This is a genomic window from Pseudomonas sp. G34 (genome assembly GCF_031119625.1).
Lineage (GTDB): Bacteria > Pseudomonadota > Gammaproteobacteria > Pseudomonadales > Pseudomonadaceae > Aquipseudomonas.
This window is the reverse complement of the sequence record NZ_JAVHZV010000016.1, coordinates 104,205-124,701: the sequence shown is the minus strand read 5'-3', so window position 1 is coordinate 124,701 and position 20,497 is coordinate 104,205. Positions and strand designations below refer to the sequence as shown.

The 20,497-nt window shown below is 62.2% G+C and carries 15 protein-coding genes; 11 read left to right on the top strand and 4 right to left on the bottom strand.

The window, feature by feature from the left end; all coding sequences use genetic code 11:
* Positions 1–69 precede the first annotated feature (69 nt).
* Positions 70–885, top strand: a complete 816-nt coding sequence (locus tag QYS36_RS10585; protein WP_308839441.1) for a carbon-nitrogen hydrolase family protein — start codon at positions 70–72, stop codon at positions 883–885.
* 102 nt (positions 886–987) lie between these two features.
* Positions 988–2,310, top strand: a complete 1,323-nt coding sequence (locus tag QYS36_RS10580) for an APC family permease (RefSeq protein WP_308839440.1) — start codon at positions 988–990, stop codon at positions 2,308–2,310.
* A gap of 115 nt (positions 2,311–2,425) precedes the next feature.
* Here the strand turns inward: QYS36_RS10580 and QYS36_RS10575 are convergent, their stop codons facing one another.
* Positions 2,426–5,233 carry a TrlF family AAA-like ATPase gene (locus QYS36_RS10575; protein ID WP_308839439.1) on the bottom strand — a complete coding sequence of 936 codons (2,808 nt, stop codon included), beginning with the start codon at positions 5,231–5,233 and terminating at the stop codon, positions 2,426–2,428.
* Between the two features lie 290 nt (positions 5,234–5,523).
* Between QYS36_RS10575 and hrpA the strand changes: the two genes are divergently transcribed.
* The 3 genes from hrpA (at position 5,524) to QYS36_RS10560 (ending at position 11,739) form a co-directional block, all read left to right on the top strand.
* Positions 5,524–9,627, top strand: a complete 4,104-nt coding sequence (gene hrpA, locus QYS36_RS10570) for an ATP-dependent RNA helicase HrpA (RefSeq protein ID WP_308839438.1) — start codon at positions 5,524–5,526, stop codon at positions 9,625–9,627.
* A gap of 225 nt (positions 9,628–9,852) precedes the next feature.
* The gene (locus QYS36_RS10565) at positions 9,853–10,725 is read left to right on the top strand and encodes an ornithine carbamoyltransferase (RefSeq protein ID WP_308839437.1); all 873 of its coding nucleotides are present in this window, start codon (positions 9,853–9,855) and stop codon (positions 10,723–10,725) included.
* A 93-nt stretch (positions 10,726–10,818) separates the two neighbouring features.
* Positions 10,819–11,739 (top strand): serine hydrolase domain-containing protein, encoded by a 921-nt coding sequence (locus QYS36_RS10560; RefSeq protein ID WP_308839436.1) that lies wholly within the window; start codon positions 10,819–10,821, stop codon positions 11,737–11,739.
* A gap of 245 nt (positions 11,740–11,984) precedes the next feature.
* On the opposite strand, the gene QYS36_RS10555 is transcribed toward QYS36_RS10560, so the two are convergent.
* On the bottom strand, positions 11,985–12,815 hold the full coding sequence (locus tag QYS36_RS10555) for a hypothetical protein (protein ID WP_308839435.1): 831 nt from the start codon (positions 12,813–12,815) through the stop codon (positions 11,985–11,987).
* 291 nt (positions 12,816–13,106) lie between these two features.
* On the opposite strand from QYS36_RS10555, the gene QYS36_RS10550 reads away from it, so the two are divergent.
* Entirely contained in the window at positions 13,107–13,580 is a 474-nt protein-coding gene (locus QYS36_RS10550; protein ID WP_111461693.1) for a hypothetical protein, read from the top strand.
* A complete protein-coding gene (locus tag QYS36_RS10545) occupies positions 13,567–13,926 on the top strand; it encodes a hypothetical protein (RefSeq protein ID WP_308839434.1) in 360 nt (119 codons plus the stop codon). Before QYS36_RS10550 ends, QYS36_RS10545 begins: the two co-directional genes overlap by 14 nt.
* Positions 13,927–13,997: 71 nt before the next feature.
* Here the strand turns inward: QYS36_RS10545 and QYS36_RS10540 are convergent, their stop codons facing one another.
* A complete protein-coding gene (locus QYS36_RS10540; protein ID WP_111461691.1) occupies positions 13,998–14,903 on the bottom strand; it encodes a LysR substrate-binding domain-containing protein in 906 nt (301 codons plus the stop codon).
* Between the two features lie 159 nt (positions 14,904–15,062).
* Here QYS36_RS10540 and ycaC point away from each other — a divergent pair, with 159 nt between their 5' ends.
* From ycaC to QYS36_RS10520, 4 genes are all read left to right on the top strand, one after another.
* Entirely contained in the window at positions 15,063–15,695 is a 633-nt protein-coding gene (gene ycaC / locus QYS36_RS10535; protein WP_192425075.1) for an isochorismate family cysteine hydrolase YcaC, read from the top strand.
* Between the two features lie 207 nt (positions 15,696–15,902).
* Positions 15,903–18,251: an FdhF/YdeP family oxidoreductase gene (locus QYS36_RS10530; protein ID WP_308839433.1), complete on the top strand. Its 2,349-nt coding sequence runs from the start codon at positions 15,903–15,905 to the stop codon at positions 18,249–18,251.
* A gap of 195 nt (positions 18,252–18,446) precedes the next feature.
* A complete protein-coding gene (locus tag QYS36_RS10525) occupies positions 18,447–19,352 on the top strand; it encodes an SDR family oxidoreductase (protein WP_308839432.1) in 906 nt (301 codons plus the stop codon).
* 63 nt (positions 19,353–19,415) lie between these two features.
* Positions 19,416–19,967 carry an ATP-dependent Clp protease proteolytic subunit gene (locus QYS36_RS10520; RefSeq protein WP_308839431.1) on the top strand — a complete coding sequence of 184 codons (552 nt, stop codon included), beginning with the start codon at positions 19,416–19,418 and terminating at the stop codon, positions 19,965–19,967.
* Between the two features lie 136 nt (positions 19,968–20,103).
* Here the strand turns inward: QYS36_RS10520 and QYS36_RS10515 are convergent, their stop codons facing one another.
* The gene (locus QYS36_RS10515; RefSeq protein WP_308839430.1) at positions 20,104–20,322 is read right to left on the bottom strand and encodes a hypothetical protein; all 219 of its coding nucleotides are present in this window, start codon (positions 20,320–20,322) and stop codon (positions 20,104–20,106) included.
* Between the last annotated feature and the right edge of the window lie 175 nt (positions 20,323–20,497).

Sequence of the window (20,497 nt, the reverse complement as noted above, 5' to 3'; positions counted from 1 at the left end):
CCGGCGGATCGGTGTCGGCATTCTGTGTGCCCCCTCCGCGTGATGCAACAACAAGAACGGAGCCCCGTCATGCAAGTCGAACTCGCTCAGCTCACCGGTCGTGACGGTGATACGGCCCACAACCTCGCCCAGGCCCTGGAGGCCATCGCCGCGTGCCAGGCCGGCACCCGCCTGCTGGTGTTCCCGGAAACCTACCTGACCGGTTTCCCGACCCCGGACAACATCGCCGCGCTGGCCGAGCCCCTGAATGGCCCGAGCCTGACCGCCATCGGCCGGGCCGCTGCGGCCCGTGGGCTGGCGGTGGCGATCGGCATTGCCGAGAACGACGGCGGCAGCTTCTACAACACCACGGTGCTGATGGACGGGACGAACATACTGCTCAAGTACCGCAAGACCCACCTGTGGGCCTCGGATCGCGGCGTGTTCACCCCAGGCGACCGCTACGCCACGACGCTGCTCGATGGCGTGCGCGTCGGCCTGCTGGTGTGCTTCGACATCGAGTTCCCGGAGAGCGCCCGGGCCCTGGGCGAGCTGGGCGCCGAATTGCTGATCGTCACCAACGGCAACATGGATCCCTACGGGCCGACGCACCGCACCGCGATCATGGCCCGGGCCATGGAAAACCAGGCCTATGCGGTGATGAGCAACCGGGTGGGCGAGGGCGACGGCGGCCTGGTGTTCGCCGGCGGCAGCGCGGTGGTCGACCCCAACGGCAGCCTGCTGCTGGAGGCCGGCCGCGAGCCGTGCCGGCAGAGCATCGCCCTGGACCTCCAGCGCCTGGCCGAGGCGCGCCGTGATTACCGCTACCTGGAAGAGCGGCGCATGTCGCTGCCGGGTGAGCGCGTCGAGCATGCCAGTGGCCTGCGTGAGCTGCTGATCCCCTGATTGACCTGCCGGGCGCCATAGAAGCGCCCGCTGCGGCTCTGCCGCGTGTTTTTGCCGACTTCGGCTCTGCCATAACAACATATAAAACTGGAGTAGCAAGTAATGGCTCGTCTGCAACGATCCCTGTCTCTGGGCGCGGTGGTGCTGTTCGGCATCGCCTACATGACGCCGATCATCGTGCTCGGCACCTTCGGCATTCTCGCCGAGATCACCCGCGGCGCCGTGCCGGCCGCCTACGTGGCCGCCTCGCTGGCGATGTTCTTCACCGCCCTCAGCTATGCACGCATGGCCCGGCTGTTCCCGGTCGCCGGCTCGGCCTACAGCTACGTGCGCCGCAGCATCAGTGATCACCTGGGCTTCATCGCCGGCTGGGCGGTGCTGCTCGACTACCTGTTCCTGCCCATGGCCATCTGGCTGATCGGCGCGGCCTACCTGCACTCGGCTTTTCCCGGCTTGCCGCAGCCCCTATGGGTGCTGACCTTCATCGTGGTCACCAGCCTGATCAACGTGGTGGGCCTGCGCCTGGCCAAGGGCATCAATGGCGTGCTGATGCTGGTGCAGTTTCTGGTGCTGCTGGCCTTCGTGGCGCTCTGCGTGCACTACGTGCTGGGCGATGCCAGCAAACCGTTATGGTCACTCGAACCCTTTATCGGCGAGGGCATGAACCTGCCCTTGGTGATGGCGGGGGCGGCGGTGGCCTGCTACTCGTTCCTGGGCTTCGACGCGGTGAGTACCCTGACCGAGGAAACCCATGACCCGGAGCGCACCATCCCCCGGGCGATCCTGCTGATCACCTTGATCGGCGGGCTGATCTTCGTGGCCACCGCCTACTTCGTGCAGCTGGCCCACCCCTCTCTGGTGTTCCAGAGCAGTGACGCGGCGGCCTACGAGATCGCCCGCAATATCGGCGGCGACCTGTTCGTGTCGGTGTTCCTGATCGGCCTGATCGTGGGTCAGTTCACCTCGGGCCTGGCGGCCCAGGCCAGCGCCTCGCGGCTGATGTTCGCCATGGGCCGCGACGGCGTGCTGCCGCGCGCACTGCTGGCCACCCTGAGCCCGCGTTTCGGCACGCCGGTGGGCGCCATCCTGGTGTGCGCCGTGGTGGCGCTGCTGGCCCTGAAGCTGGACGTGACCACCTCCACCTCGTTCATCAACTTCGGCGCCTTCCTGGCCTTCAGCCTGGTCAACCTCTCGGTGATCGTCCACTTCGCCCGCCAACCCCAGGCGCGCGGCCCGCTGCAGCTGCTGCTGTACCTGCTGTGCCCATTGATCGGCCTGCTGGCCACGCTGTGGCTGATGGCCAGCCTCGACCGCCTGGCGATCATGCTCGGCTGCGCCTGGCTGGTACTCGGCGGCCTCTACCTGACCTGGCTGACCGGCGGCTTCCGCCGCCAGCCACCGCAGTTGCAGTTCGAGGCGGAGTAAAGTGTGAGCGCTACGAGCCGCCCCGATAGGTGGCTCGCAGAGCGCGCGCGACCAGCATCGGGGCAAATCGCACTTTCCGGACACCTGCGCGTTACATAGAGCTCTTTAATCCGAGTTAGAAGTGATATTTATCAAGCCGACGTTTAAAGGCTTCTTCCGATCCTTCCATGATGTCCAGCACCGCAGTGGCTGTATCAGCTCTGTCCAAACCGCCTGACGCAAGTCTTACGCCTAGCCCTTGTTCCACTTCTAAGGCATACACTAGGTCGGTGTCGGCATTCACGGGCAGATTGGCGTTGTGAGTAGCTAATATAAGTTGACGCTGGTTTTTGACCTTACGGAGTAACGGCACGAGCTCACGGTATATGAATTTGGAGTCCAGTTCATCCTCAGGCTGGTCAATCACAATCGGCCCCTCACCCTTGGCCAGAAGGAGATTTAGCACGGCGGTGTTGCGCTGACCTTCCGACAGGGCCTTGGTCTGCACACTACCGACCAATGTCGTATCGGCCCGGTAAAGCTCAATGTCTACACGCTCCTGGACACGGGTAAGTCGAGCGTTTCGCCAAGCGTCTTTTTGGGAAATGAGGTAGGGCTTCAGCTCATCTTGGTATTCCAGCAGAGATAGTGGGAAGTCTCTCCGCTTAGCTAGCACCTCACGGATGTGAACCCAGGGCGAGTCTGCCCCTTGCGGATGCCGGGAAAAGCTCTCAAATAACTGCTTTCCGATATGTTCCCAGGCTCTCCCAAGGCGGCTACGACCGTCCGGTGCCATTTCGTTCCATGCTTGAATGAAGCCCGATTCATCTGCCATTTTCTGAATAATGACGCGTATTGAGCCTTGTGCTCTGGCATTGATGTCAAGAGCGGCTTGGTGGCGAATATTGAATTGTTGCTCCCATAGAATATCCATGTCCCTCATTGCGGTGTTCAAACGCTCGCGCTGCGGGGAAAGAGCTCCTAGCCGCTCCTCCTTCTGCTGTAGCGATTGCATTTTTGCTTGGCGAGCCCTATCGATTTCTTGCAGTCGTGCCACGTCTTGGGGCTGCAGGCCTCGCTCTCTACATGCCATAAGAAAAACATCCTTTGTGCCCTCTAGCTCCTTCGAAATTCGATCCCAACCGTCACCATGTTGAAAGAGCTTGGTCGCTTCTTGCCGGAGCTGAACTGCCAGTTCGACTGCCTTCGTCCGATACATCTCCCTTATCCTCGCTGCATCCCTAGTTAGCTCATTGAACCACTCTGACCTAGGCCAGACTTCTACCTGGCCGTTGTTGAGTGCGCCTTGAGAAGATAAATCGTCGGCTAGTAAGGAGAACCGCTTGATGTCTTCATTAATCTGAGTTTGTACCTGCTCAAAGTAACGTCGGGCAGCCTCTGCGTACTGGTATTGCTGCGCTTCCGTTTGAACCTCACTCCTAGCCTGCCACTGTCGATTTAATTCTTGGAGCTCCTGTTTGAGTGCGCTGATCTCGTCGGTCAGAGCTTGAATTTGATCGACGCCTGCAAAAAGCTGATGGATCTCGGCACGGAGTGTACTTTCCTGGCCCTTTAAAGCCTGGAGTTCAACTGAACAAGCCTCGTCAATCATAGCCAGCAAGCTATCGCCGCCATCCACGTCCGTGAGTTCGCTGAGCTGCTGTTGGCTATAGAACTGCACTGGTAGCTGCCGCAGAAAAATTTCAAGATCGTGTGCTTCTCCTTGTATTAATACGTGACCGTCCCTTGGTCTCAGCGAGATAACATCCATCTGGCCAGGAATACTCTCCCAGCCGACCTGAACCTCTGCTTCTTCGGTAAAAGTTGCCCGTACACGATCGAATTTCGCCTTGGTAGAGGCGGAGAAAGCACTTCCTTGGTCACGACCGAATGCGAACCGCAGTAGCTCAAGAACTGTGGATTTCCCGGTGCCCCGTCCGCCGATCAAAGTGTTGAGGTTTGGTGAGAAAAAGATCTCTTGATCAGCGAGGAACTTGAAGCCGCTACATTTCAGAAAAACGATCCTGGGATGAGTCTGCTGATCCGAAGGACGTGCCGGTTGGAGTCGAAGCCGCGATTTGCCATCGAGAAAGGCTTGGCGCAGTGAATTGATCGATGGCTTAGAGGACTTAACCCAGGTGTGGCGATATCCCAGAGCATTTGCGAGAGGAACCCCATTTGCGTCTGTTTTTAGCGACTTTGCGTCCGAGGACTGAACGTATGCGGGCTGTCGCCCACCGCGCGACCAATTTCTATCTCTCCCCTCCAAGATCGAGCTGTATCTTGGAGGCATTGGGTAAGTTGTTACCTCTACCGCCAGCAGGCCAGGTAGCTTGTAGTCATCCATGTTTCGGCCGGCTGCAAGCAAACCATCCTCTTGGTCAGCGTGTGCCGCAATCACAATACCGCCATGATCTTTCTGAACGACATCCAGCAAGGTCTTGAGACTGACAGGCTCGTCTCCGCGACGTAAGGCGTTGGGCATTCCGCCTCTGAACCGCTGATTTTCGGCTAATCCCAATTTAATGAGGATCATATTTACGCGCCGCAGGTGACTCACTTTCGTAGCAGGCTCAAACAAGCACAGCACGTGGTAACCGAGATCTACCTCAAATCCAGGGAAAACGGAGAGCGGGGGTTTACCTAGTTCTTTGGCAACGGTTTTGTTCTGCTCGACGAGGTGTGTGAGAAACCAGTCACGGGGTTCAGTTTTTTCTGAAAAGTTGTGGTCGGTGATACCGATAGCATCGAGCTCTAGCTCGTGGCACCGCATCAGGAAACGTTTGGCCTTGTTTTGGATATCACTTTCATCGGGCTCACCATTTCGCAATGGTCGACGTGGATTTTGTAGGCGCAGATCGTCGTCCGCCCAGTGCCTATTGTCCTCCGGTGTCTGGACTTGGAAGTCCACTTTGAGCCAACGCATACCTTGATATCCGACCACCTATGCCTCCTTGCTTTGTAGAGTCGTAACCCTGCTTGTGATCAACAAACCCGAGTGCTTCCCCCGCAATGTAAGCAAAGCACTTCGATATCAAAGTGACTCTACACTGTCTTTGGAGCAGCTGGACAACAGAAAGGAGCAGATTTATTTACTGGCAGGCTGACCGCTTCTAATCAAAAGCCATTGCTTGCTAACTCATTCGCTCTCCGCCTTCCATCGACAGCTCACCCTGCACGCCTCAGCCTGTAATCTGCGACAATCGCCCCTTTTCCGCGACCTTCCCGAGCCTGATGACCGACGCCTCCTTCGATATCGCCGCCCTGCAGAAGAACCTCGACCACGCCATGATCGCCGACCGCCATCGTTTGCGCCGGCAGTTGCACGAGCTGCAGAAAAAGCCCGATGCGGCCAAGCAGGCGCAGTGGCTGGAGCGTTTTCAGGCGTCGTGCGCCAAGGTCGAGTCGCGGCGCTTGAGCGTGCCGGTGATGCGTTATGACGACGCCTTGCCGATTGCCGCCAAGCGCGACGAGATCAAGGCGGCGTTGGAAAAGCATCAGGTGCTGGTGATCGCCGGCGAAACCGGCTCGGGCAAGACCACTCAGTTGCCGAAGATCTGCCTGGAAATCGGTCGCGGCCAGCACGGCCTGATCGGTCACACCCAGCCACGACGGCTGGCGGCGCGCAGCGTGGCCACGCGGGTGGCCGAGGAGATCGGCACGCCGCTCGGTGAGCTGGTCGGCTATCAGGTGCGCTTCGAGGATCAGAGCAAGGACAGTTCGCTGATCAAGCTGATGACCGACGGCATTCTGCTCGCCGAGACCCAGCACGACCGCTACCTGGAAAAGTACGACACCATCATCGTCGACGAGGCCCACGAACGCAGCCTCAATATCGACTTCCTGCTCGGCTACCTGAAAACCCTGCTGCCGCGCCGCCCCGATCTCAAGGTGATCATCACCTCGGCGACCATCGACCTGGAGCGCTTTTCCAAGCACTTCGGTGGCGACGGGCTGCCGGATGCGCCTATCGTCGAGGTGTCCGGGCGCACCTATCCGGTGGAAACCTGGTACCGCCCGCTGGCCGCCGAGGTGGACGAGGAGGGCGAAAGCCTGCTCGACGACCTGACCGTCGACCAGGCCATTCTCGCTGCGCTGGATGAAATCGCCGCCCATGAGAAGAGCGTCGGCCAGCGCCCCGGCGATGTGCTGATCTTCCTGCCCGGCGAGCGCGAGATTCGTGATGCTGCCGAGGTACTGCGTAAGGCCAACCTGCGCTTTACCGAAGTGCTGCCGCTGTATGCGCGGCTGACGCCGGCCGAGCAGCAGAAGATCTTCGCGCCCATGGCCGGGCGCAAGATCGTGCTGGCCACCAACGTGGCGGAAACCTCGCTGACGGTGCCCGGCATTCGCTACGTGATCGACAGCGGCACGGCGCGCATCAGCCGCTACAGCTACCGCGCCAAGGTGCAGCGCCTGCCCACCGAGGCGATTTCCCAGGCCAGTGCCAACCAGCGCAAGGGCCGTTGCGGGCGGGTCGAGCCGGGCATCTGCGTGCGCCTGTACAGCGAGGAGGATTTCCTCGGCCGGCCGAGCTTCACCGATCCGGAAATCCTGCGTACCAACCTGGCGGCGGTGATCCTGCAGATGCTCCATCTGCGCCTGGGCAGCATCGAAGATTTCCCCTTTATCGAGCCACCGGATGGCAAGGCCATCAGCGATGGTTTCAACCTCTTGCAGGAGCTTTCGGCGGTCAATCGAGAAGGCCAGCTGACGCCACTGGGTCGCCAGCTGGCGCGCCTGCCCATCGACCCGCGCCTGGGCCGCATGGTGCTCGAAGCGGCCAAGCTCGGCAGCCTGCCGGAACTGCTGATCGTCGCCAGTGCGCTGTCGGTGCAGGACCCGCGTGAGCGGCCGATGGACCGCCAGCAGGCGGCCGATCAGGCTCACGCGCAGTGGAAGGATGTCGATTCCGACTTCGCTGCGCTGATCAACCTGTGGCGCGGCTTCGAGGAAAAACGCCAGGAGCTGGGCTCCAACCCGCTGCGCACCTGGTGCAAGAAGAACTTCCTCAACTACATGCGCCTGCGCGAATGGCGCGATGCCCATCGCCAGCTGGTGCTGCTCGCCAAGGACCTGCAGCTGGCACCCGGCACGTCATCAGCTTCCCAAGCTCATGACGTGGGTAGGGTGGACAACGCCGCAGGCTTGTCCACCAAGGTGGACGGCTCCGGCCGTCCACCCTACGAAAAGGGCGAGCGTGTGGCGCCGACCACCGACACCAAGGTCAATGTGATCCTGCGCGAGCAGGCCGAGGCCAGTGAAGCCGCGCAGCGCGCCAAGGGTTACGCGGCGGTGCACAAGGCGATTCTCAGCGGCCTGCTCAGCCAGATCGGCCAGAAAGCCGAGGAGGGCGACTTCCTCGGTGCCCGCCAGCGGCGCTTCTGGGTGCATCCGTCGTCGGTGATCGGCCGCAAGAAGCCCAACTGGATCATGGCCGCCGAGCTGGTCGAGACCACCAAGCTGTTCGCCCGCCAGGTGGCGAAGATCGAGCCGGACTGGATCGAACCGCTGGCCGGCCACCTGATCAAGAAAAACCACCTCGAGCCGCACTGGGAGAAGAAGCGTGGCCAGGTGGTGGCGTACGAGCAGGTCACCCTGTACGGCATGATCGTGGTCGGCCGCCGCCCGGTGCATTACGGGCCCATCGATCCCGTGGCGTCCCGTGAGCTGTTTATCCGTGAAGGCCTGGTGCGCGGCGAAATCAACAGCCGCGCCAAGTGCCTGAACGCCAACCGCGTGCTGCTGGAAAAGCTCGACGAGCTGGAAGCCAAGGCGCGCCGCCGCGACATCCTGGCCGACGAGGAAACCCTGTTCGCCTACTACGAGGCGCGCATTCCAGGGGATATCTACCAGACCGCTACCTTCGAGAGCTGGTACAAGCGCGAAAGCGCCAAGGACCCGCAACTGCTGATGATGCGTGAGGAGGACGTGCTGGCCCGCGAGGCGCTGGAAGTCACCGCCGCGCAGTACCCGGACACCCTGCATGTCGGTGAGCTGCAATTGCCGCTGACCTACCACTTCGAGCCCAATCACCCGCGTGACGGCGTGACCCTGCGCGTACCGGCGCCGCTGTTGCCGCAATTGCCGGGCGAGCGCCTGGAGTGGCTTGTGCCGGGGCTGATCGAGGCCAAGGCCATCGATCTGGTGCGCGGCCTGCCCAAGGCCGTACGCAAGAACTTCGTGCCGGTGCCGGACTTCGTCGGCGCCGCCCTGAGCAAGCTCACCTTCGGCCAGGGCAGCCTGCCGGAAAGCCTGGCCCGCGAGCTGCAACGCATGACCGGCGCGCGGATCGACAACGAGGCGTGGGTCGAGGCCACCCGGCAGTTGGAAACCCACCTGAAGATGAACATCGAGGTGGTCGACACCCACGGCAAGCCGCTCGGCGAAGGCCGCGACCTGGCGGAGCTGACCGCGCGCTTCGCCGAGGCCAGCCAGGCCGCGTTGGCCGTCCCGCAAGCGGACAAGGTGCAGAAACCGGTGGAAGCCAAGGGCTTCGCCCAGGTTGCCGAGAAGACCCAGCAGAAGGTTGCCGGGCTGTCGATGACCGTATTCCCGGCGCTGGTGGAAGAAGGTGGCGTGGTCAAGGAAGGCCGCTTTCCGACCCAGGCGGAAGCCGAGTTCCAGCACCGCCGTGCGTTGCAGCGCCTGTTGCTGCAACAGCTGGCCGAGCCCGCCAAGTTCCTGCGCGGCAAGCTGCCGGGGCTGACCGAGCTGGGCCTGCTGCACCGCGAGCTGGGGCGCGTCGATGCACTGGTCGAAGACATTCTGCTGGCCAGCCTGGACAGCTGCATCCTCGACGGTGAGCAGCCGTTGCCCCGTGACGGCGCAGCCCTGGCCGCCCTGGCCGAGAAGAAGCGCGGCGCCTGGACCGAGCACGCCGAGAAGCTGGCGCGCCTGACCCTGGACATTCTCAAGCTGTGGCACGGCCTGCAGAAGCGCTTCAAGGGCAAGATCGACCTGGCCCAGGCCGTGGCGCTCAACGATATCAAGGCGCAGCTGGGCAACCTGGTGTACCCCGGTTTCGTGCGTGAAACTCCGGCCGAATGGCTTAAGGAAGTGCCGCGCTACCTCAAGGCCATCGAACAACGCTTCGACAAGATCGCCGCGCAACTGCAACGCGACCGGGTGTGGAGCGGCGAGCTGGCGGGTTACTGGGAGCAATACCAGGCGCGCCTTGGCAAACACCTGCAGGAAGGCAAACGCGACGCCGAACTGCAGACCTACCGCTGGATGCTCGAGGAATACCGCGTATCCCTCTGGGCCCAGCAGCTGGGTACCAAAATGGCCGTGTCGGACAAGCGCCTGAGCAAGCAGTGGAGCCAGGTGGAAGGCTGATGGGCTGACACGTTTGTAGCCCGGGTCGAGCATAGCGACACCGGGCTACGAAGCAGTCCTGCTTTGGCCTTTGTGGGAGCGCGCCATGCGCGCGAGATCACGGGCATGGCCCGTTCCCACAGGGGTAAGAAGTCCCATGAGATATGCGTGCGAGGTCTTAGGCGCGGCCGTCCACCTGGCCAACATCGCCTGTAATAAGCCCTCTGAAATTGCCGAGGAAGGGATATGGACGTGAAACCGTACAAGGATTTTCTCGAACTTCATGCGTTGCCTGCAGAAGTCATCCATGCGCTTGTCGACCGGGCGTGTGAGCTGGCGCAGTACTGGCGTGAGCGCAACATGCCGTCCACGCTGCGCGATAAGCGAGTGGGTTTGATAATCGACGATACGGGTTGGCGTAATACCACGGCCTTCGATCTGGGTGCGCAGGCCATGGGCGCTATCTGCGTTCAGATTCCGATCAGCCTCGGTTCGCGAGAGTCGATAGCGGATCTGGCGGGCTATCTGGACAACTGGTTCGATCTTCTCGTGGTACGCACAAAAGAACTCACGGCGTTGCAAGCGCTCGCCAGTGCAGCAGCCGCTCCGATCATCAATGCACGTACCCATGCCAACCATCCGTGCGAAACGCTGGGCGACCTGGCCTATATCAAGCATGTGAAAGGAACGCTGGAAGGTTTGAAGGTCGTTGTCATCGCCCCGGATGCGAACATTCTTCGCTCCTGGGTCGAGGCTTCCATCGCGCTGCCTATCCAGATCGTCCAGGTTTATCCGCAAGCCTGGCACTTCACGGATGCACAGTTGCTGAACGCCAATTTCGAAATCAGCTCGGATATCGCCCACGTGTTGGATGCTGACGTTATCGTCACCGACTGCCTGCCGAAAAATGCCCCGCAAGAGCAATTGCTGGACTACCAGGTATCGGCAGCGCTTCTTGATAAAGCCCGTAAGGATCTGCTCTTTCTAGCGTGCCCGCCGGTAACTCGCGGAGGCGAGGTGACCGCCGATGCGATGCTGCACAAGAGCTGTCGAAGTGTCGAAGCAAAGGCTTTTTTGCTTCATGCCCAGAATGCGCTGATGGAGTGGGCGGTTTCATAGGCGTCTCATGAGCTTTTCAGTCATCAGGGCAAGCGCCTCTGCTTCACGTTGCGCTATTGCGAACCGCGTTTCGCCATGCCACGGAGATAAGTGATGTCAGCGTTTTCACATGCATTGGTCATCGATGGCCAGCTTGTCTCAGCGGACAAGTCTGGGCCGCTCGTGCCCTGGTGGAGCTTCAGCAAAACCGTGCTGGCGGCGACTGCGCTGACCCTGGTGCGCGATGGGTTGGTGTCGCTTGATGAGGTCATGCCTGGCGGCCCCTTCACGCTGCGGCAACTGCTGAAGCACGAAGCCGGCCTGGCTGACTACGGTGAGCTTGCTGACTACCACGCCGCCGTTGCCCGTGGCGACCAGCCCTGGCCCGCCAACGAGATGCTCGAGCGCCTCGACGCGACGCGTCTGCGTTATCAACCTGGAGTTGGTTGGGGTTATTCCAATGTCGGCTATCTGTATATCGCCCGGCTGATCGAGACACTCACCGACACTCCGCTTGCGCAGGCCATCGAGCAGCGAGTATTGCAGCCTCTTGGCGTGCCAGGTGTTCGCCTGGCCAAGACGCCGGCGGATCTGCGCGGCGTCGATATGAGCAGTGCCGCCGCTTATCACCCCGGCTGGGTTTATCATGGCCTGCTGGTTGGCCGTGTATGCGATGCAGCGCTGCTGCTGGACCGGCTGCTGGACACGAACTTGCTACCGGAAATGCTGCGGGCCGAGATGCAGGCGCGGCGTGTATTGGGTGGCCCGCTTGCAGGGCGCCCATGGCTGGTAGCGGGTTATGCCCTGGGCTTGATGCAGGGCGATGTGGCGGGCGGCCTGACCCTCGGTGGCCACACCGGCTGTGGGCCGGGTAGCGTGGTTGCGGTGTATCGCTGCGTCACGGCTGCGGGCACGGCGACGTGTGCGGTATTCGGCAAGGACGCTAGCGAAGGGGATGTGGAGGCTGAAATGGTCGCCTTGGTTCGCCGCGGGCTTCTGGATGACCGCACCGTCGCTATCTGCTGTGATTCGTAGCCCGGCTCCAGCGTAGCGATACCCAGGCTACCAGGCAGATTCGCTTGTGCTTTTATGGGAGCGCGCCATGCGCGCGAAATTACGGATGCACGCTTCTGTACCGTTGCAACTATCGCGCAGATCCGTAGGGCGGATGCCGCTTTTACGTCCGCCACAGTGGATTGACGCAGCGCGATCCGCCCTACAGGCCTGAGTCGGTTTTATTGAGCGCTGCGAGGTTGGCCGTGGGCGGTGCTTCGGCCGTATCACACCTGCTCCGACATCGGCTTGTGTTCGCCCTTGGTCCACAATTGCTGCCGCCAATTGTTCGCCATGTTCAGTTGGTGCAAGCCACCCCCCGAGCTATCACGTGGAGCGTCGCGGGCAGCGACTCGTGCAAGCAATTCCGCACCGATATCGATGGTTTGCGCGTAGTTGGCGCGGTTGAAGTCTCTGCCCAGGCTGAGCCGCTCGACCTCGAACAGGGCGATCTGTGCGTCGGCCAGGTCATTGGCCTGTTTTACCAGGTCGTCCGATCCATTCAGGGCTCCCAGCAGGCGATCTTTTTGATCGGCGCTCAGCGTCTCTGCATTGGTCAATACGAGCGCTCCCGTCGCATCGACACTGAAGCCGAAATCGGCACCTTTCAGGTCGGGCTGAGTGCTGGTGATGGTTTCCAGCAGGCGAGTGTAGGTCTGCTCGATCGTCGAGGAGATCGCGCTCAACTGCAGGTTCGCCGTTTTCATGGCCTGCGCTTGTGTTTCCAGGGCCTGTTTGGCGACCGCCGCAGGGTCTTGCCGCAGGCTGGCGCTCAGCGTCTGTTGGTCCTGCTCGCTCAATGCTCCGGGAGTGTGAAACTTCACGCCTTCAGAAAGGCTGGTCGTACTGCGCGTTTTTGCTGTTTCTGTGTAGGCCTGAAACTTGTCCAGGGCCTCTTGGCTGATCTGCACCCTGGTGCGCTCGGCCAGCCCGGCGCTGCCGGGACCGGCAATGGGATCGTTTTCGGCGCTGGTGCCTGCCGCCTGGCCTGGCGGGGTGCGCCACAGAGCAATTGTGTGTGAATTGGCAGCGGCGGAAAAAGTGAGTGAATCACTCATGTCCCTTGTATCTCCTGTTCGTCCTTGCCCGGTCAGCCTTTGCTACTGGCGATTGCCCATGCATTACCTGCATAGCGGCCGCGTTGCCCGGTTCTTTAATAAATCCGCTTGATACTGCAGTGGCGGGACCATAAGCCGAATCCATCCGTCACGTGCGGCGCGAGGCACCCGGCGCCAGACCTTCAGGATTTATTTCCTTTGTGCGTGGTCATTCACGGTGGATCTATTGCTGCGTCGTCATGCTTGTTCAGCGATATGACCACCTACCTGCGTACACATAAGGAGTATGTGATGGAAATGAAGATACTGGCCAGCGGTATTGGCGCCGCGCTGCCCAAGACCAGCATTGGTTTCAGCCTGTTCAGTGGCGTTTATATCCAGCTAAGACGTTCCAGCAGCGACCAGCCGCAGACCTTCGGCATCGCCTCCGGTCCCGAGATCGGTGGCAACAGCGGCACGTTGATCGCCGGCCATATCGAAACGGCGTGGATGAAGATCGACACCACCAAGCACGCCTGGTTGTGCAGCCGCTCTTCGCTGGTTGGCAAGTTGGGCGAGGTGGAACTGAAGGGCACACTGGCATTCAGCGGTACCGTGGACGTGAATTTCACCATCTTCGATGCGAACAACGAGTCCACCTTCTCGCTCAGCCGCATCAAGGTCGAGTCCAAAGGTGGGCAACTGGCGGACACCAAGATTCGTGGCGTGATCAAGGACATGATGGGCAAGACCCAGAACGGGAGCGCGCTCTGTGCACAGCCGTGACGTGGGTCGCTTCCCCCGCCTGAAGACCCTCTGCAACCTGATCCTGCTCGTGCTCCAGCTGATTACCGTGGCGGCGTATTGGGGGCTTGTCGAGGCAAGGCCCGATTACATGGCCATCAGCCAGGGGCTTTACCCGGACAGCGCGCTGCTGATGAACAGCCAAGTCGCCGACTGGTTGGTATCCACGCCGGCGTTTCTGGCCGTGGCATTGGTGTTTGCAGGAAGTGTCGCCAAGGAGTTTTTCGGGCTTTCCAAGGGGCGGCGGATCCTGCTCAACCTGGTGCTGCTGATCGCGCTGGCGGCGGTGTTCGGCCTCGCGGCTTCGCAGCTTCACCCGGGGGTTTGAGAGTCGCTAGCCGGGGGCAGGGTGTCGCGCCTGGTTGTCCACCCTTTGCGGCGTGGGCCATAGCAACTGACTCACGCCATATCGCTCTGCCCAAACTCTTCGGCCAGAAAGTCGATCAGCGTGCGCACCGACGGTAATAGACCGCGGCGTGACGGGAAGATGGCATGGACGATGCCGCATTTGGGTTCCCAGCCCGGCAGCATTTCCACCAGGGTGCCGGCGTCCAGATCCTCGCGCACGGCCACCCTTGGTACGTGGGCGATGCCGACGCCGGCCAGGGCGCCGTGGCGCAGGGCGATGAGGTCGTCGGTGACCATGCGCGGGCGGTGGGGGATGAGCAGCTTGCCGTCGCCCGGGCCGAACAGTTCCCACTGGTACTCACGCTGCGAGCCACCCCAATGCAGGCTCGGTAGCGCGCTCAAGTCGCTGGGCTGGAATTTCTTCGGTAGCTGTTCGAGGAAATCCGGGCGGCCGACCAGGCACTGGCGGCTGTTGCCCAGCACCTTCATCACCATGTCGGTATTTTCCAGCGGCGGGAAGCGCACACGCAGGGCGATATCGAAGCCTTCGTGGAGCACGTCGACGCGCCGGTTGGTGCTCTCGATAAACAACTCCACCGCCGGGTAACGCAGCATGAAGCGGGTCAGCATCGGCCCGACCCAGGAATTGAGCAGGGTGGTCGGGCACGCCAGGCGCACCAGGCCGCGTGGTTCGCTGCGGTTGCGCTCGATCACCTCGGCAGCGCCTTCGGCCTCCACGCGCATGGCCACGCAGCGTTGGTAGTACTCCTGGCCGATCTCGGTCAGCGAGCAGTGGCGGCTGGTGCGCTGCAGCAGGCGTACACCGAGACGCTCTTCGAGCAGGGCAATGCGCCGGCTCAGCTTGGACTTGGGAATATCCAGCGCGCGACCGGCCGGGGCGAAGCCGCCGTGCTCCACCACCTGGGTGAAGTAGTAGAGCGTGTTGAGGTCTTCCATGGGGTTACCGTTCTGAAAATGGAACGCTTGAGGCGATTTTTGCCGTCTGGTGCGAGATGGGTGTCGAATTTAATCTTTCCCACATGCGGCGACAACTGCAAACCACCCAAACGAATCAGCCAAATGAATCGGCAACCACCCAAGAAAGAGGATCGCACCATGACCAACTCCATCGCCTACAACCGCCTGGACAAAGACAACGCCGCCGTTCTGCTGGTCGACCACCAGGCCGGTCTGCTGTCGCTGGTACGTGACATCGACCCGGACAAGTTCAAGAACAACGTGCTGGCCCTGGCCGATATCGCCAAGTTCTTCAACCTGCCGACCATCCTCACCACCAGCTTCGAAACCGGCCCCAACGGCCCTCTGGTTCCCGAGCTGAAGGAGATGTTCCCGGACGCGCCGTACATCGCCCGCCCTGGCCAGATCAACGCCTGGGACAACGAAGACTTCGTCAAGGCAATCAAGGCCACCGGCAAGAAGCAACTGATCATCGCCGGCGTGGTGACCGAAGTCTGCGTGGCGTTCCCGGCGCTGGCGGCCATCGAGGAGGGCTTCGACGTGTTCGTGGTCACCGACGCTTCCGGCACCTTCAACCAGATCAGCCGCGACTCGGCCTGGCAGCGCATGACCGCCGCCGGCGCGCAGCTGATGAACTGGTTCGCCGTGGCCTGTGAGCTGCACCGCGACTGGCGCAACGATGTGGAAGGCCTGGCGAAGATCTGCTCCGATCACATCCCGGACTACCGCAACCTGATGACCAGCTACGCCGCGCTGACCGGCAACAAGTAAGCCTGGCTCCTCCGCAAAGGCACCTCCTGCAGGTGCCTTTTCGCGTTGCCTTGGAAACCTCGCCGACGCAGCGGCAGCACGGCGTTTCGCTTGCCCGCCCCTGACACACCCGCTCATCAATCGCCTGCCAGACCACAGGGCCGTTAGCCCGAACCTTTCGCGAAATGGCTTCGTCGTACCAGAACGAGCCACGTGCAGGAGAGGGATATGCTGACTGATCCAAAGACCCGTTATCGACCTTACACAGACGCGTCCGGAGGCTGGGGATCGGCCAAATCGGTGGCGGGCATCCTGTTGCGTGAACAGGCGGTGTTGAAGATCGGCGCGGCGCTGCTCAAACAGAACAAGCCCGATGGTTTCGCCTGCGTGAGCTGCGCCTGGGCCAAGCCGGGCGATACCCACCCGCTGGAGTTCTGCGAGAACGGCGCCAAGGCCACGGCCTGGGAACTGACGGCCAAACGCAGCAGCCCGGCGTTCTTCGCCGAGCACAGTGTCAGCGAGTTGCGCGGCTGGTCGGCCCATGCCCTGGAACAGCACGGCCGGCTGACCCATCCGCTGCGTTACAACCCGGGTACCGACCGCTACGAGGAAACCAGTTGGGAAACCGCCTACCAGCAGATCGGCGCCAGCCTGCGTGCGCTGCAGCCAGACGAGGTGGTGTTCTACGCCTCCGGGCGCGCCTCGCTGGAGGCCTCGTTCATGTACCAGCTGTTCGCCCGCGCCTATGGCAGCAACAACCTGCCGGACAGCTCCAACATGTGCCACGAGAGCACCTCCGTGGGCCTGCAGGAGAGCATCGGCGTGCCGGTGGGTACGGTGACGCTTAACGATTTCGAGCACACCGATTGCCTGCTGTTCTTCGGCCAGAACGTCGGCAGCAACAGCCCGCGGATGCTCCACCAGTTGCAGGAAGCGCGGCAGCGCGACGTGCCGATCATCACCTTCAATCCGCTCAAGGAGCGTGGCCTGCAGGCGTTCGTCAACCCGCAGTCGCCGGGCGAGATGCTCGGCCCCAATTCCACGCAGATCAGCACTCAGTACCACCAGGTGGCCATCGGCGGTGATACCGCGGCCATCGTTGGCGTCAGCAAGGCGCTGCTGGATCTGCACGATGCAGCATTGCAGCGCGGCGAGCCGGGTGTGTTGGATGAGGCGTTTATCGCCGAGCACACCCACGGCGCCGACGAATTCATCGCCTATGTCCGCCGGCAGCAATGGGCCGAGCTGGAAGCCATCACCGGCCTCAAGCGTGCGGCCATGGAAGCCACGGCGCTGGTCTATGCGCAGTCGCAGCGGGCGATGATCGTCTATGGCATGGGCCTGACCCAGCACCGCCAGGGCGTGCAGAACGTGCAGATGCTGGTGAACCTGCTGTTGCTGCGCGGCAACATCGGCAAGCCGGGCGCCGGCATCTGCCCGGTGCGCGGCCATTCCAACGTGCAGGGCCAGCGCACCGTCGGCATTACCGAGGATCCGGCCAAGGTGCCGGTCGAGCTGATCGAGCAGCACTTCAAATTCAAGGTGCCCGAGCAGATGGGCCTGAACACCGTGGATGCCTGTACGGGCATGCTGGAAAACCGCGTGCGCGGCTTCGTCAGCCTGGGCGGCAACTTTCTGCGCGCGGTGCCGGATACCACGCTGATCGAACCGGCCTGGCAGCGCCTGGCGCTCAACGTGCAGGTGGCCACCAAACTCAATCACTCGCATCTGCTGCCTGGCGAGCAGGCCTGGCTGTTGCCGTGCCTGGGGCGGATCGAGATCGACCGCCAGGAGGGTATCGAGCAGAGCCACAGCACCGAAGACAGCACCGGCTGCATCCACGGCTGGCGCGGCAGCAGTGAGCCGGCCAGCGAACACCTGCGTTCGGAGCCGGCGATCATCGCCGGGCTGGCGCGTGCCACGTTGAGTGGTGAAGTGGCGATCGACTGGGATGCCTGGCGCCGCGACTACGGGCTGGTGCGCAAGGCCATCGCCACTATCTACCCGGAAACGTTTCACGACTTCGAGGCGCGTATGTGGCAGCCCGGCGGGTTCCATCGCCCGCTTGGCGCCGTGCAGCGCCAGTGGGCAACGCAGAGCGGCAAGGCGCAGTTCGCCACGCCGCAACGGTTGATCGTCGACGATGACGTGAACGGCCCCTATGGCCGGCGCGACGTGCTGCAACTGATGACGATCCGCAGCAACGACCAGTTCAACACCACCATCTATGGCTACGACGACCGCTTCCGCGGCGTGCACGGCACGCGCTCGGTGATCTTCATGAATACCGACGATATCGTGCGCCTGGGCCTGGCGAGCGGTGACTGGGTGGATGTGACCACCGCGGTGGAGCCCGAGGTCGAGCGGCGTGTCGGGCCGCTGCAGATTCTCGCCTACGACATTCCCCAGGGCTGCTGCGCGGCCTACTACCCGGAGTGCAACCCGCTGGTGCCGCTCTGGCACCACGCCGAGCGCAGCAAGGTGCCGGCAGCCAAATCGATTCCCGTGACGCTGAGCCTTAGCACCGCGGTGGCGCCCGGAGATGCGCGGCCGACGCTGATCGCCAGCCAGCGCTGAGCGGTTCTCCGCGTCGCTCGGTGGAACAAGCGAAACGGCCGTGCTAGAGCGGCTCATGCCCGCTGCTCGGACGGGTTGAACTTCGAACGGCGGGCTTTCCTCCCAACTGGTAACGCAGGCGATTGATGCCTGCGGCGATTGCGCTTCACACGTGGCGGCAACCGTGAATCCACCAGCAACCTGCAGGAGAATCCGATGACCCGCAATACCAGCAACCAGTTCGCCATGCAGAACCCGTTGACCCAGTATCCACAGCCCGAATTTCCGGCACAGCACCAGACCGAGCCGGGCCTGGATCTGAACATGACCCCCGAACCGGACCATGGCGAAGAGAGCTATGTCGGTTTCGGGCGCCTGGCCGGGCGCAAGGCGCTGATCACCGGCGCCGACTCCGGGATTGGTCGTGCCACTGCCATCGCCTATGCCCGCGAGGGTGCCGACATCGTGCTCAACTACCTCCCCGAGGAAGAGCCGGACGCCCAGGAGGTGATCAAGCTGATCGAGGCCGAGGGCCGCCGCGCGGTGGCCATTCCCGGCGACCTGAAGGACGAAGCCTTCTGCGTGTCGCTGGTGCGCGATGCGGTCGGCGCCCTTGGCGGCCTGGACATTCTGGTCAATGTGGCCGGCAAACAGATCACCCAGAAGCATATTTCCCAGATCACCACCGAGCAGTTCGACCACACCTTCAAGACCAACGTCTATGCCATGTTCTGGTTGTGCAAGGCAGCAGTGGCGCATATGCCGCCAGGTGCGGCGATCATCAACACGGCGTCGATCCAGTCCTACGATCCGTCCGGCACGCTGCTCGACTACGCCACCACCAAGGCGGCCATCGTGGCGTTCACCAAGGCGCTGTCGAGCCAGGTGATCGAGCAGGGCATCCGCGTCAATGCGGTCGCGCCGGGGCCGATCTGGACCGTGCTGCAGCCCACCGACGGTCAACCGCCAGAGAAAATCCCCACCTTCGGCTCCCAGGTGCCGATGAAACGCCCGGGCCAGCCGGCCGAATGCGCGCCGTTGTACGTGCTATTGGCCTCCCAGGAGTCCAGCTACATCACCGGCGAAACCTTTGGGGTTACCGGCGGCAATCCGCTGCCGTAATGCCCTGTGGCCCGCAGTACGCCCGCTGCGGGCCCGTTTCGCCCATTTTCGCGGAGGTGCGCCATGACCCTTCACGTCGTTCACTTCACGGCACCGATCAATTCCCACACCTGCGGGCAACTGATCGACAGCTGCACCAAGGCATTGCAGCAGGGCGCCAGCCGCATCGTCCTGAAGATCGCCACCATGGGTGGCGAGTGCAGCTACGGTTTTTCCCTGTACAACTTCCTGATCTCGCTGCCCGTTCCGGTGCATACCCATAACCTGGGTACCGTCGAGTCGATGGGCAATATCATCTTCCTGGCCGGGCAGCGGCGCACGGCCTGCGCCTACAGCAAGTTTCTCTTCCACCCCTTTCACTGGACGCTCAACGGCTCGGTGGATCATGCGCGCATGGCCGAATATGCCATGAGCCTGGATTACGACATGCACCTGTACCGACGCATCGTCGAGGAGCGCACCGGTGGCGCCCGTGAGCCGCTGGATGTGGTGGCCTGCCTGACTGCCTCACCGCGTATCGTCGATGCCGAACAGGCCCTGGGGGCCGGCCTGATCGATGAGGTGGACTGCCTGACGGCCCAGGCGGATGCCGTGCAGTGGGTGGTGCATTCCTGAGCGACCATCGTGTTGTCGCGCAGGCGCTGAGCCTGGCGCGAAGCGAGGGTGGCCATGGCGGGATGACGACGGGGCCTGCGCCATTCTCCGTTTGGCGTGGCTCCCGTGCCATGGCCGGGAGCGCAATCTTCTCGGCTTATTCCTCGAGCTTGCGGCGGGCTTGCTCCGATGCCTGTTTGATCTTTTCCGCTTCCTGTTCCTTGGTCTTGATCGAGGTTGGGGTGATGGCCCGGTCGACCGCTTCGGTCTTCTCGCCAGGGCGCTGGTTTTGCTTTTTCACGACGTTGACGTTCTCGCCTTCCACGTCCTTGGCAGGGCTGTTGGGTGGCGTCTGGTCGATGGGGGTCTGGCTCATGGGCGCGTTCCTTTTGGCTGGATGGGCAGAGGGCTGATCACGCAGCCCGTGCTAGTTACGAGGCCTCGACTGGCCGTTGAGTTCGGATAATCGACGTCTGTATCCGGATGCTTCAAATGCGCGCTTTTCCGGCCCCCGGGGCGCAGAAAACCGGAATCTATGGGCGCGCGCCGAA